Below are 12,331 nucleotides of genomic sequence, written 5' to 3'. Positions count from 1 at the left end.
CCGCAAACCCCCGCCCGGCCCACCGCAAAAGATCCCAGGAGCACCATGACCACCTCCCCTGCACCGTCAGATCCCCGCCCGTTGGGTGTGGCAATGATCGGCTATGCCTTCATGGGCAAGGCCCACTCGAATGCCTGGCGGAACGTGGCCAGCTTCTTCGACGTCCCCGCCTTCGAGCAGAAAGTGCTCGTGGGCCGGGACGCCGGCAAGGTGGCCCAGGCCGCAGCCAGGTACGGCTGGGCCGGGTCCGCCACCGACTGGCGCTCCGTGATTACCCGGGACGACATCGACATCGTGGACATCTGCGCCCCGGGCTGGATGCACGCAGAGATCGCCATCGCCGCCCTCGAAGCCGGGAAGCACGTACTCGTGGAAAAGCCATTGGCCAACACCATCGCTGAGGCCGAAGCCATGAGTGCGGCAGCCGCGGCGGCCGCAGCCAAGGGCGTCCAGTCGATGATCGGGTTCAACTACCGGCGTGTGCCGGCCCTGGCGCTGGCCCGCGAACTCATCGCCGAAGGCAGGCTTGGCACTGTCCGGCACGTCCGGGCGGCGTATTTGCAGGACTGGCTCGCGGACGCCGGGGCCCCGATGAGCTGGCGTTTGCGGAAGGAAACCGCAGGCTCGGGCGCTCTCGGCGACATCGCGTCCCACGCCATAGACCAGGTCCAGTTCCTCACCGGTGAGACTGTCACAGAGGTGACCGGAACGCTGAGGACCTTTGTGGCCGACCGGCCGGGTCCGAAGGGCTGGGAACAGGTGACTGTTGACGACGCCGCCTGGGCCACGCTGGGGATGACCGGCAATGTCAGTGCGTCCGTGGAGGCCTCCCGGGTTGCCACCGGCCAGAAGAACAGCCTGGGCATCGAGGTCTACGGTTCACTCGGGTCGCTGACGTTCTGCCTGGAAAACCTGAACGAACTGAATTTCCTTGACGCCAGCCTCCCGGTCCGTGAGCAGGGTTTCCGCCGGATCCTGGTCAACGAACCAGAGCACCCGCACATGGACGCGTGGTGGCCGCAGGGCCACATCATCGGCTGGGAACACACCTTCACGCACCAGATCCGCGACTTCCTCGCCGCCGTTAACGCGGGCGAGGCGCCGACGCCGTCGTTCGAGGAAGGCCTCCGGGTCCAGCGGGTGTTGGCCGCGATCGAAGAGTCCGCCAGCAACAGGAGCACCATCACCCGGGTGGACCGGATGGCGTTCGCTACCGAGGGGACCTGACGCCTGGCCGTAGAAAGCTATCCATGCCCGCCTGCAGCCAGCCCCACGCCGACGGCCGCCACAAACGCGTCCGTCTCCACTGACCGCAGACTTACGGGCGGGCTGCGTCCACGAGGACGTCGTCGATCCGGGACAGCACCCCGGGCCAGCCGTTGCCCATGCCGTCGAAGGCCTGCTGGCCCATCGGGGTGTCGAGTTTGAAACCGGCGTGCTCGAGGTGCAGGACAGTTCCGTCCTCGACGGCCTCGAGCGTCCACGTGACGGTGGTGTCCAGGGTGCCTTCAGCGAAAAGGAAGCTGATGGAGGTGCCGGGGTCGACGCTGAGGACTTCGCACTGCTGGGTGCCCCAGGCGCCCATGTCGAGGGTGAAGCGGTGGCCCGCGGTAGGGGCGATATCGCCTGGCGCCCACCAGCGGGCGAGCAGGTCCGGCGTCGTGAGCGCCTTCCAGACTGTCTGGGGCGGGTGCGGGAAGCGGCGCGTGAGGCGGATCGTGTTGTCGGTCATTTTGGGTTCTCCCCGTTCAGTAGGTTGCTGTCCAGTAGGTTGCCCAGCGCATCGAGGCGCCGGTTCCAGTAGTGCTCGTAATGCTTTAGCCAGCCGTCCACCTCGGCCAGGCCGTCGGCCTGAAGGTGGTACACCCGGTGCCGGCCCTGCCGCTCTTCCCGGACGAGCCCGGCCTCGCGGAGCACGGCTAGGTGTTCCGACGCCGTGGACCGGCTCTGCGCGAGCAGGCCCGTGAGGTCGCCAGCTGTCCGCGGGCCATTGCAGAGCTCGTCGAGGATGGTGCGCCGCGAAGGGTTCGCCAAGGCGCCGAAGATGTCGGGAAGCACGCCTGCAGGATATGTCGGAAATTTCCGAAATGAAAGTGCGGACCCTATTGGCGCCGGATCTTGGGGCCATGTGCCGCGCAAATCTGCACCACTTTCGCGGACACCAGAGGCCCTCGCCCGCGGTTTCTCGGGGCACCTCCGTGCAACGGCGGGCCAAAGTGGTGCAGATTTGCCGGGCCAGGCCTCATGGAGCGGGTGGCTGGAGGTTTTGGCGACAGATTTGCCGAAAAATCCCTGTTTCGCGGGGCCCCGGGCCCGTAAAATAAAGGTGGGGCCGACGGCAAGAGCCCCGGTGAGCGATCCTTACGAGCCCGGGGTGCCTTCCCAACCGCCGCCGGCCCTTATGAATGCTGCCAGCGGGTACCAGAGGTTCCGATCCGGTCACGCTCCACCGGCAACTCTTCCTGCAAGATCACGCTCATGTGACCATTGGGCATGAGCGAAGAACTTCTGGCGGCGGCACCCTCCGGCGGTGGCGCCCCCCGCAATCGAACGGCCGGACTGATCCATTCCGAAGGCTCCGAGGCAACACGGCAGATGCGTGAACGGGCCAAACGGCGTCGGGAAGCAGAAGCGAAGCTGCAGCTGCACCTGATGGAAACCCGCAACAAGGCAGCCGGAACACCCGACCCCGCACTCTGAGAGCCCTGAACTCTGAGAGCCCTGAACTCTGACAGCCCCGCACTCCGGGGCCACTCCGGCTGAAAGCCCCACGCCACCCCCCTACGCCCGTTGCGGGACGTGCGCCTCTGTAGCAGCGGAACCCTGCCGCTGAAGAACCTCCGCCGGCAGTTTGTTGGGGGAGCCGAGGGCGCGGTAGTCCCAGCCGGCGGCGCGGTAGGCGTCGGCGTTGAGTGCGTGGCGGCCGTCGACGATGTTGCGTAGCTGGACGAGGTGGCCCAGTGTGGCGGGGTTGGCGTGGCGGAATTCGTCCCATTCGGTGAGGAGGGCAACGATTTCGGCTCCGGTGACGGCTGCTTCGAGGGATGGGGCGTAGGTGAGGTCGGGGTAGGCGCGGCGGGCGTTGTTCATGGCTTGGGGGTCGTAGACGGTGATGTGGGCTCCGGCTTGGTGGAGCATGCGGGCGACGTCCAGGGCGGGGGCGTCGCGGATGTCGTCGGAGTCGGGTTTGAAGGCTGCGCCGAGGACGGTGATGTGGACGCCGGTGAGGTCGCCGCAGGCCATTTCGGTGATGAGGTCCACGGTGCGTTGGCGGCGGCGTTGGTTGATGGCGTCGACTTCCTGGAGGAAGCCGACGGCGTGTCCGACGCCGAGTTCTTTGGCGCGGTGGGTGAAGGCGCGGATGTCTTTGGGCAGGCAGCCGCCGCCGAAGCCGAGGCCGGGTTTGAGGAAGCGGCCGCCGATGCGGTTGTCGTAGGAGAGTGCGGTGGCGAGTTGGTTGACATCGGCGCCGGTGGCTTCGCAGATTTCGGCCATGGCGTTGATGTAGGAGATTTTGGTGGCGAGGAAGGAGTTGGCGGCGGCTTTGACCAGTTCGGCGGTGGCGGGGTCGGTTACTACCACGGGGGTGCCGTGGTCGATGATCGGCGCGTAGCAGGCGGTCAGGAGGGCGCGGGCGTGTTCGGTGGGGACGCCGAAGACCAGCCGGTCGGGGTGGAGGGTGTCTTCGACGGCGTGTCCTTCGCGGAGGAATTCGGGGTTCCAGGCGAGTTCGGCCCGGGCTCCGGCGGGGGCGGTGCGCTGCAGGTAGGCCGTGAGGCGTTCGGCGGTGCCGATGGGGACGGTGGATTTGCCGGCGACGAGGCAGGCTGTGTCCAGGTGCGGGGCGAGCCGGGCAAGGGCTGCGTCGAGGAAGCGGAGGTCGGCGGCGGGGGAGTCGGGCATTTGCGGGGTGCCGACGCAGAGGAAGTGGATGTCGGCGCCGGCCGCGGGGGAGAAGTCGGTGGTGAAGCTCAGCCGGCCGCTGTCCAGCATGCGGCGGAGCAGTTGGCCGAGCCCGGGTTCGTAGAACGGCAGCTGCCCGGTGGACAGGGAGCGGATCTTGTTCTCGTCGACGTCGATCCCCACCACCCGGTGCCCCAGCAGCGCCATGCAGATCGCGTGCGTGGCGCCGAGGTATCCGGTGCCGATGACCGACAGGGACAGGCCCGCAGGTGCGGAAGGAACGGACGACGGCGGAACGGGCGGGGCGGCGTAATCTCCCCATGGGGAATTACTCATGTCAGGCTCGGTTCGGTGCTCAGGTGCGGGACGGACGCGCGGGATTCGGGTGACCGGCGCAGGGCAGGCGGGACCAGGTCCTGTGACGACAGGTACCTCACCGCCCAGGATCCCCACGGCGGCCGGAACGAGTACATGCAGGCCAGCCGGAGCCGGGCGGAGGCGGCATACGCCTCGAACCGTTCCGGGCTGACGTGCAGGCGGCTCGCCGCGGACACGATGCTCGCGTGGGCGATGGTAAACCGCCGCCCGCTGAGGAGGTTCTGCCGCCGGCGCAGTTCCAGGTGCACGTCGAGGTTGGCCAGGTCCAGGGCGGCCTCGGCCCTGCAGGCCTCATCGAAATCCAGCAGTCCCGGCGCTCCGGCGTTGTCGGTGCCCAGTGAGTCGGTGCCCAGTATGTCGGTGCCCGGTGAGTCAGTGCCCATTATGTCGGTGCCCAGTATTTGCTTGTCGTGCAGGTCTCCGTGCGCCCAGCCCAGGGAATCGAAGGGCCCGGCCAGAAGACCGGCCGTGACGGCGTCGGCCTGTGCAAGGAGCGCAGCGCGTCCCTGCCCGGCCTCGGGGATCCCTTCGCTGTGCAGGAGCCAGTGATCGATCCACCGCCGCACCTTGACCAGTTCCTCCTCGGCATCGTGCACCGGAAGCTGCTCCAGGCTGGCGCGGAAAGCGGGGCCGCTGGCGCGGGCAACAGTTTCCGTCCAGGCCTGCGACCAGTGAGCCCACATGCCGGCAAAGTAGTCGTCCGGGACGGCGGACTGGTCCTGGCCGAGCTCATAGTAGGGCCGCCCGGCCACGCGGCTGAAGACCAGGACATCTGGCCGGGGTGCGGTCATCACCGGTGTCCTGAAGCGGCCGCCGGCCAGGGGCACGGTGGCCAACGCGTGGTTTGCGGCCGCCGCCGGCGCCTGTTCCGGCCGGAACACTTTGATGTACGTGTCGCCCGCACGCAGGACTGCCCGCTTGTGGGCCCGGTGGACCACTGTTTCGCCCTTCGGCGATTCGAGGGCCAGTGCGGGCAGCTTGGAGTCTTCCGCGCCTACCGGGACGAACCGGCCTTCGCGGAAGAACCCGCCCAGCACTCCGGGATGGTTGTGCGACTGCACCTCCAGGACGTACCGGCCTGCCGAGACGCCGGGCCAGGCACGCTGGACGGACCAGACGGATCCTGCAGGGTCGGTCACGCGGCGGGGGACAGGCGGATGCCAGGTCATGGGATCAGCTCCGTTGCACGGTTCAGATGCCAGGACATCTCCTCGGCCCAGTCCGGCGAGCGGTCGCGGAAGGGGTCAACGCTGCTGTTGAAGAGCCGGAAGGCCGTCCAGGCATCCATCCCGGACCGCGTGAACCGTCCGCCGGCCCGGCGGTAGCCTTCGGTGAGCCGTGCCGTTTTGGGGCCGCCGGCAGGTGAACCGCCGGAAGCCCGCAGCGTCGCCTCCTCCGCCGCGGCGAATGATCCCAGGTCAGCCTCGGCCGTTCCGGCGTGTGCCCGGTCGAAGTCGATGAGACGCACCTCCGAGCCCCCCACCAGCACCTGGTCGGGCGAGAAGTCGCCGTGCACCAGCACGTGGCCGGACCCTGCACCATCCGGCAGGAGCGGCCCGAGTCCGGCCTCGATGCGCCGGGCAGGCTCCTCCAAGGCGGGCAGCAGGACGGAGACCATAGTGCGGGTCGCCCTCAGTTGCGCCGCTGCGTTAGCACTGGGTTCCGCCGCTGAACCGTCTACCGGGACGCAGTGCAGCCGTGCCAAAGCCTCGCCGGCAGCGAAGGCGGCGGAATCGTCGTCGAGCCCTGCAAGGTCACCGCCACCCCAGGCGACGCAGGCGCTGATGCCGTGCTCCAGGCATTCCGCGTCCCCCAGCTGCGGGAGGAGCTGCACCCCGTGGCGCTCCAGCCGGTTCAGGAAGGCGGTTTGCTGTCCGGTGCCGGCGGGCTTGGCAACGGTCTTGATCACGACGGCGGTGCTCGCCTTGTGCGCGAAGAGGACCAGGCGCCGCTCGGGCTTGTAGCGCAGCACGCTGCTGCCCCCGGGCAGGCCGGCTGCCGCTCTGGGGTGAAGTCCCAGCCGTTCGGCGCCGGTCTCGCGCAGCCATGCGAGGTTCCTGTACAGGGCCCAGTCATCCTCCACACCGCCTACCCCCACCAAAATGTCCGGGTGTGCGGGGTCCGGCCGGAGGACGCGCATGTTCCCGCCGCGTGACCGTGAGGTGCTTTCGCGCCGGAGCAGCTTGGCGGAAGGGGTGGCCAGGGTATAGGCCCAGCCGTAATCAAAGCTTCCGTTGCGCAGGCGACGGTAGGCAACGAGGAGCGAGGTGCCCGGTTTGTAGCGGACGCGGGTGACGCGGACCGTCTCGCCGAGCAGTTCGGAGAGCCGTGTGTTGTCCAGCAGCCAGGCCAGGCCGGGCAGCGCGGCGTCGCGGCTGGCCAGCGAACGGTCCGGATTGCTGAACCCGGATGGTGAGGCGTTCACGGCACCACCTGCCTGACTTCGCCACGCTGGTCATCCACACCAAGGTCCTCGTCCTTCAGCCATTCGGCGAACCGTGAGCCGGGGTCGCGGAGCAGGTCCTCCGGGCGCCCGGCTTCGATGATGCGGCCGTGCTCGAGCCAGATGATGCGGTCGCAGGAGCGGGCGGAGTGGGCGTCGTGGGTGATGGTGATGGAGGTGCGTTCGCGGGTCAGGGCGGCGAGGGCCTGCAGGACGGAGTTGCGGGAGACGGGGTCCAGTCCGGCGGTGGCTTCGTCGAGGATGACGATGGGTGCCTGGCGGAGGATGGCGCGGGCGATGGCGATGCGTTGGCGCTGGCCGCCGGAGAGGTCTTTGGCTGCTTCGCCGAGGACGGTGTCGTACCCGTCCGGGAGGGCTCGGATGAAGCTGTCGGCCTGGGCCAGGGCGGCGGCCTCCTCGATGTCCCGGTCGGTGGCGTCGAGCCGGCCGAAGCGGATGTTGTCCCGCACCGAGGAGCCGAAGAGCACCGAGTCCTGGAGGAGGATGGACACGTGGGAGCGGACGGAGGCGATGGTGAGGTCGCGGAGGTCTTCGCCGCCGACGCGGACGGTTCCGGTGCTGGGGTCGATCATGCGCAGGATCAGGGAAGCGAGGGTGGACTTGCCGGCGCCGGAGGGGCCCAGGATGGCGAGATGTTCGCCGGATCGGATGGTGAGGCTGATCCCGTGCAGCACGGTCCCGTCGCCGTGGCCGGCGGAGACGTTGTCCAGGACGATATCCGGGCGGGCGCTGTCCAACCGCCGGGCGTGGGGGGCTTCGGGCAGGTCCGTCTGGGCCTCCAGCAGGTCGGCCACGCGTTCGCCGGAGGCGGTGGCGCGGGCGATCCGGCCAATCTGTTTTGCCACGTCCTTCAACGGTTTCATGCCCGTCTTGAGGTACATCAGGAATATCACCAGATCGCCCGGGGTGATCGCGTGCTCCAGCACGCGCCAGCCGCCGCCGGCCAGGACAACCGCCGTCGCAATGCCGATGAGCACGTCGGTGCGCCGCTCCAGCCCGGCCGCGAGCCGCAGCGCCGCGACGCCTGTCCCAAGGGTTGCCTGGTTGCTGCTGCGGAAGCCTGAGCTGATGGTGTCCTCCAGGCCGTAGGCCTGGACCTCGCGGATGGCACCCAGAGTCTGCGCCGCCGTCGTGGCCAGATGCCCCTCCCCCTTGCGGGAGTTGCCGGCCGCCGCGGTGATCTGGCCTGAGCTGGCGCGGGACAGGAGGACGAAGGCGCCGCCGGCCAGGACCACCACCAACGAGAGCAGGGGATCCAGCCAGAGCAGGATGCCGACCATCGCCACCAGAGTGGCCATGTTGCCCATGAGCGGCAGCCCGGCGGTGATGGCCACGTCCTGCAGCCGGGAGACGTCGCCCACCAGCCGCTGCACCGTGTCGCCGGTGGAGGCGCGGGTGTGGTGGCGCATGGACAGGCTTTGGACATGGCGGAAGGCCTGTGCCCTCAGGTCTGCGGCCACCCTTGAACCGATGAGGGCGAAGCAGATGGCGGACCAGTAGTTGGAGATGGCGCGCCCGATGCTGATGGCTACCACCGCCGCCCCGCACAGGATGAGTGTCTGCACGCTGGCGTCCATGGTGGGGCCGGGCTTGTGCAGTGTGGCACCGAGGGCGCGGGATACGGCGTCGACCACCAGCTTGAGGGGCCACGGTTCCACCAGACGGAAAATCACGTCGAACGCCAGCCCGACGAACCCGCCCGCCATGAGGAGGCGATGGCCCCGCAGGTGCGGCCGCACGCAACGCAACGTGCGCCGAAGCCCCGATTCCGGTTGCGGCGGCGGGGCAGGATTCCGCTGGCGCCGGGATGGCCGCCCCTGCTTCTGCGCGGCGGCCTGCTGCGCGGCGGCGGCCGGCTGCGCGGCGGCGGCCGGCTGCCGCGACGGCTGCGCCCGGTGGGCGTGCGCGCTCATCATGCCACCTCCTGGCGGAGCGGCAGCTCCGCGGTGATGCGGGACAGCACACCGTCCCAGCTGTAGCGGCCGACGGCGGCGGCCCTCGCCTGCGTGCCCAGGCGCTCCCGCAGCGCCGCGTCCGCACCCAGGCGCCGGAGGGCTGCGGCGAAAGCGGACGCGTCACCCGGCGGGACGAGCAGCCCGGTTCGCCCGTCCTCCACGATGGACGGGATCTGGCCCACCGCCGTGGCCACGATCGGCATGCCGGCGGCCAGGTACTCGTAGACTTTCAGCGGGGAAAAGTAGTCGTCCCGGCCGGGCACCGGCTGCGGGTACGGCGCGGCGGCGGCGTCGCATCCGTGGAGCAGTCCGGGGACGGCGTCCGGGGGCACGGCGCCGGTGAACTCGGCCTCCACGCCCAGCCCGGCTGCCGCCCGTTCGAGGTCTTTCCTGCCGGGGCCGTCGCCGATGATCTTCACAGTCCAGCGGTCGGCGCGCGCCAACGGTCCGGCGTCGCCCGCCGCGCCTAGGGGCCCAGCGTCAGCGTTGGCCAGCGCCACCGCCGTGAGCAGGGCGGGGACACCGTGCCAGGGTTTCAGCGTGCCGACGAATCCCACGGTGAGCCGGTGCGGGTGGCCCCGGCCGCGCGGCCGGGGACCGATCCGCTCAGTGTTAACACCGTTCGGTGCCAGCAGCGTTTTGGCGCCCGGCACCCGGCGCTCCAGCCAGCGCACCACGGGCTCCGAGACAGAGGCCACAGTGTCCGCGGCCAGGGCGTTGCGGCGCAGCACGGTCTCGGCCAGCCGGACGTCAAACAGCTGCCGGTAGTGCTGCTGCTCCTCGATCAGCGGCGCATTGACCTCCAGCGCAGCCGGGACTCCGAGGCTTTCAACGGCCACGGCAAGGGCCGGGCTGAACAGTGAGTAGCGTTCGTAGACCACGTCGCAGCCGTCGCGGACCACCGACTCGGCCAGCGCCGCTGCCGCTTCCCCGATGGCGCGCTCCCGCTCCTCCCCGGAACCGGGCTTCTCCCTGTCCACGCGGCGGGGCGGGAGTTCGACGACGGCGAGATCCGCCAGGTCTGCCGGCCGGTCGGTGCCGGCGCGGGTGCAGTAGACCGTGACGTCTGCCCCGGCCCGGCGCCAGGCCCGCACGATCTCCTGCACATGGACCGAGGAACCCTTGCTGCCGAAGACGGGAACACCGGGGTCGGCGCAGACGTAGGCGACGCGCATCAGGCAACCCTCCTTTCCGCCAGCGACAGGGCCCGGAGCGCCTCCGCCTGCCGCCGCACGTCGTAGTCCCTCTCGATCAGGGCGCGCGCGTTGCGGGCCAGCGCTACCCGGTCCGTGGCAGGAGAGCTGATGCGGCGGATGGCCTGCGCCAGCAGACGAGGCTGGCCGGGCCGGGTCAGGATTCCCGTGTGCCCGTTGCGCACCGCTTCCGGAATGCCGGTGACGGAGGTGGAGATGCAGGGAACGCCGGCGGCCATGGCCTCCAGCAGGACCGTGGGCATGCCGTCGGCGTTGCCGTCCAAGCCCACGACGCAGGGCGCAATGAAGGCATCGGCCGAGTCCAGCAGCTCGTGGACCTGGTCCTGGGTCTGTGGACCGAGCAGCCTCACATGCCGGTCCAGCCCGAGTTGTTCGATCGTGCATTCCAGCTGCTCGGCCAACACGCCCGTGCCGGCGATCCTCAGGTCCAGCGGGAAACCCTGCGCCACCAGTTCCGCTGCGGCAGGCAGCAGGTGCTGGAACCCCTTCTTTTCCACAAGGCGCCCCACCGCGGCCACCCGCACTGTGGAGCCGATGGGACCGGGGTCACGGTACGGAAAACGCTCCAGTTCCAAACCGTTCCGCACCAGGTGGAGGTGGGAAGTGACGTCCGGGAAGCGGCGCTGCAGAAAGCGCAGGTTGTACTCGCTGATGGTCACGGCGTGGTGGGCCTGGGCGAACTTGGTCCGGAGGTCGTCGGCCACGGTCTCAACGAAGATGTCCACGGCGTGCGCCGTGAAGGAATAGGGGATGCCGGTGATGGCGGAGGCCAGCCTCGCCACGCTGGTCGGAGTGGACGCGAAGTGGACGTGCAGATGCCGGATATTGCGCTTCTGCAGGGCAACGGCGAGGTTGATGGCCTGAAGCGCATCGTTTGGGTCAGTTGTGGCCAGTTCCGCGAAAACCCGGGACACCGCCGGGGCGAGACCGCTGGCTTCCGCGGCGCGGAAGGTCTCCCAGACGCGCTCGGCGCTTTTGGGCCGGCCAATAAGGGTCACGGGCGCCTTGACGCGTGCCAGCTCGGGATGGAACCGCTGGTCGTTGCAGGGGCGCAGGGAGAAGATTTCGATCCTGTCCCCGGCGGCCTCGCGCGCCAGGATCTCCGACACGATGAACGTCTCGGAAAACCGCGGATACATCTTGAGGATGTAAGCGATGGCCGGTTCAGACGGCAGCATGGGCGGCACCTTCCCGTTCGCTGCGGTCATGTGCGCCCGCGGCCCGTGCACCGGTCGCCGGGGATGCGGCCGCCTGCAGCGCAGGCTGCAGCAGTTCGGCCGCCAGTTGCGGCACGCGGACCAGCCCGTCGAGCCGGGCCTTCCGCCGGTCTACCCGGGTGCCCAGCCGGCCGGCCAGCCAGCCGGAGAGGATCTCAGGGGTGAGTGTGCCGATCTCGTGATAATCCAGGTAACCCGCGGAGGCCAGGGAGGCGGCCCGGATCCGCTGCTCGGACCGCGCCCGTGTGCGCGGCACGATCAGGGCAGGAACGTTGGTGCTCATGATTTCGCAGACGGTGTTGTAGCCACCCATGGACACAATGGCCCGGGCCCCGGCCAGATGGGGCACCATGTCATCGAGCCGCTCGACAATCCTGACCCCCGGGACTGCCCGCCGCCGCAGGTCCGAGAGCTGGTCTGCCGGCATCTGGGGTCCGGCGACGACCAGGTGTCCCATGCCGGGCGGCAGGTCCGCCGCCACTGCCACGGCTGCGAGTGCGTGCCCGTCAGCCCCGCCGCCCACCGTCGTCAGGAAGTAGGGGACCGGCATGGTGATATGGCCCGGTCCTGCAGGCCTGCCGGCCGCGAGGTAACCGGTGTAGCGGACAAGTTTTCCTACGGACAGCGGTATTTCCCCGGCGGCGAGCGGATCATGCACAGCGGGGTCACCGTAGACCCAGATGGCGTCAAACAGGTCGTTCACGAGGGGAGCGCCGCCCTCCCGCTCCCACTCGGCGATGGCTGCCGCCGGCGCATCCAGGATTTCGCGCAGTCCCAGAACGGTGCGGACGGGCCCGGCGGAGCGGACCCGGCGCAGTGCCGCTTCGAGTTCGTGATGGATTCCGGTGGCGTGGCGGTCCACCACCACCAGGTTGGGGAGGAAGCCGCCCAGCACAGATTCGAGCAGGCCGGCCCGGAGCGACACGAGGTCCTGCATGGGCACGGTGAGGCTGCGGGGCTGGTAGCCGGCCGGGCTCTTATCCACCCCGGGCAGGATGACCCAGTCCCAGCCTGCCGGAACATCGAACCCGGAGGCTAAAGCGGTGCCGGAAATGAGGATGCCGGTGACGTTGCGGCCCGTCAGGTAGGGAAGCTGGTTCGTCAGGGCGTGGGCCAGCGCGAGATTGCGCCGCACGTGACCGAGACCCAGAGAGTCGTGTGAATAAAGAACAATTCTTAAGTGGTCCATGTGGGCCCCCA

Annotated in this window: 11 protein-coding genes; 2 read left to right on the top strand and 9 right to left on the bottom strand. The window is 69.3% G+C overall.

Translation table 11 applies throughout. The features are described from left to right. Window positions 1-45: 45 nt before the first annotated feature. Window positions 46-1,227 (top strand): Gfo/Idh/MocA family protein, encoded by a 1,182-nt coding sequence (locus tag ACFRAU_RS03015; protein ID WP_377998741.1) that lies wholly within the window; start codon window positions 46-48, stop codon window positions 1,225-1,227. A 91-nt stretch (window positions 1,228-1,318) separates the two neighbouring features. Here ACFRAU_RS03015 and ACFRAU_RS03010 read toward each other — a convergent pair whose 3' ends face one another. After that, entirely contained in the window at window positions 1,319-1,732 is a 414-nt protein-coding gene (locus ACFRAU_RS03010) for an SRPBCC domain-containing protein (RefSeq protein ID WP_377998740.1), read from the bottom strand. Continuing rightward, the gene (locus tag ACFRAU_RS03005; RefSeq protein ID WP_377998739.1) at window positions 1,729-2,058 is read right to left on the bottom strand and encodes an ArsR/SmtB family transcription factor; all 330 of its coding nucleotides are present in this window, start codon (window positions 2,056-2,058) and stop codon (window positions 1,729-1,731) included. The genes ACFRAU_RS03010 and ACFRAU_RS03005 overlap by 4 nt, the downstream gene beginning before the upstream one ends. 435 nt (window positions 2,059-2,493) lie before the next feature. Between ACFRAU_RS03005 and ACFRAU_RS03000 the strand changes: the two genes are divergently transcribed. Beyond that, entirely contained in the window at window positions 2,494-2,700 is a 207-nt protein-coding gene (locus ACFRAU_RS03000) for a hypothetical protein (protein ID WP_377997538.1), read from the top strand. Between the two features lie 81 nt (window positions 2,701-2,781). Here ACFRAU_RS03000 and ACFRAU_RS02995 read toward each other — a convergent pair whose 3' ends face one another. The 7 genes from ACFRAU_RS02995 to ACFRAU_RS02965 form a co-directional block, all read right to left on the bottom strand. Continuing rightward, window positions 2,782-4,164: a UDP-glucose dehydrogenase family protein gene (locus ACFRAU_RS02995; RefSeq protein WP_377998835.1), complete on the bottom strand. Its 1,383-nt coding sequence runs from the start codon at window positions 4,162-4,164 to the stop codon at window positions 2,782-2,784. Window positions 4,165-4,235: 71 nt separating this feature from the next. Beyond that, window positions 4,236-5,450: a hypothetical protein gene (locus ACFRAU_RS02990; RefSeq protein ID WP_377998738.1), complete on the bottom strand. Its 1,215-nt coding sequence runs from the start codon at window positions 5,448-5,450 to the stop codon at window positions 4,236-4,238. Then, window positions 5,447-6,706, bottom strand: a complete 1,260-nt coding sequence (locus tag ACFRAU_RS02985; protein ID WP_377998737.1) for a phosphotransferase — start codon at window positions 6,704-6,706, stop codon at window positions 5,447-5,449. Before ACFRAU_RS02985 ends, ACFRAU_RS02990 begins: the two co-directional genes overlap by 4 nt. After that, window positions 6,703-8,658, bottom strand: coding sequence for an ABC transporter ATP-binding protein (locus tag ACFRAU_RS02980; RefSeq protein ID WP_377998834.1), 1,956 nt, complete (start codon window positions 8,656-8,658; stop codon window positions 6,703-6,705). Before ACFRAU_RS02980 ends, ACFRAU_RS02985 begins: the two co-directional genes overlap by 4 nt. Beyond that, window positions 8,658-9,875, bottom strand: a complete 1,218-nt coding sequence (locus ACFRAU_RS02975) for a glycosyltransferase family 4 protein (RefSeq protein ID WP_377998736.1) — start codon at window positions 9,873-9,875, stop codon at window positions 8,658-8,660. Before ACFRAU_RS02975 ends, ACFRAU_RS02980 begins: the two co-directional genes overlap by 1 nt. Next, a complete protein-coding gene (locus ACFRAU_RS02970) occupies window positions 9,875-11,092 on the bottom strand; it encodes a glycosyltransferase (protein WP_377998735.1) in 1,218 nt (405 codons plus the stop codon). Before ACFRAU_RS02970 ends, ACFRAU_RS02975 begins: the two co-directional genes overlap by 1 nt. Then, a complete protein-coding gene (locus ACFRAU_RS02965) occupies window positions 11,079-12,266 on the bottom strand; it encodes a glycosyltransferase family protein (RefSeq protein WP_377998734.1) in 1,188 nt (395 codons plus the stop codon). Before ACFRAU_RS02965 ends, ACFRAU_RS02970 begins: the two co-directional genes overlap by 14 nt. Window positions 12,267-12,331: the final 65 nt, after the last annotated feature.

The organism is Arthrobacter sp. NPDC056691 (genome assembly GCF_042791415.1).
Classification (GTDB): Bacteria; Actinomycetota; Actinomycetes; order Actinomycetales; family Micrococcaceae; genus Arthrobacter.
Note: the sequence above shows the minus strand (reverse complement) of the source record. Positions and strands in the feature narration are given on the sequence as shown.

Bases quoted from the DNA above. Each gene is read 5' to 3' on its own strand.
- ACFRAU_RS02990 (WP_377998738.1), bottom strand. From the start codon at position 5,450: ATGACCTGGCATCCGCCTGTCCCCCGCCGCGTGACCGACCCTGCAGGA.
- ACFRAU_RS03000 (WP_377997538.1), top strand. From the start codon at position 2,494: ATGAGCGAAGAACTTCTGGCGGCGGCACCCTCCGGCGGTGGCGCCCCC.
- ACFRAU_RS03015 (WP_377998741.1), top strand. From the start codon at position 46: ATGACCACCTCCCCTGCACCGTCAGATCCCCGCCCGTTGGGTGTGGCA.
- ACFRAU_RS02975 (WP_377998736.1), bottom strand. From the start codon at position 9,875: ATGCGCGTCGCCTACGTCTGCGCCGACCCCGGTGTTCCCGTCTTCGGC.
- ACFRAU_RS02970 (WP_377998735.1), bottom strand. From the start codon at position 11,092: ATGCTGCCGTCTGAACCGGCCATCGCTTACATCCTCAAGATGTATCCG.
- ACFRAU_RS02980 (WP_377998834.1), bottom strand. From the start codon at position 8,658: ATGAGCGCGCACGCCCACCGGGCGCAGCCGTCGCGGCAGCCGGCCGCC.
- ACFRAU_RS03010 (WP_377998740.1), bottom strand. From the start codon at position 1,732: ATGACCGACAACACGATCCGCCTCACGCGCCGCTTCCCGCACCCGCCC.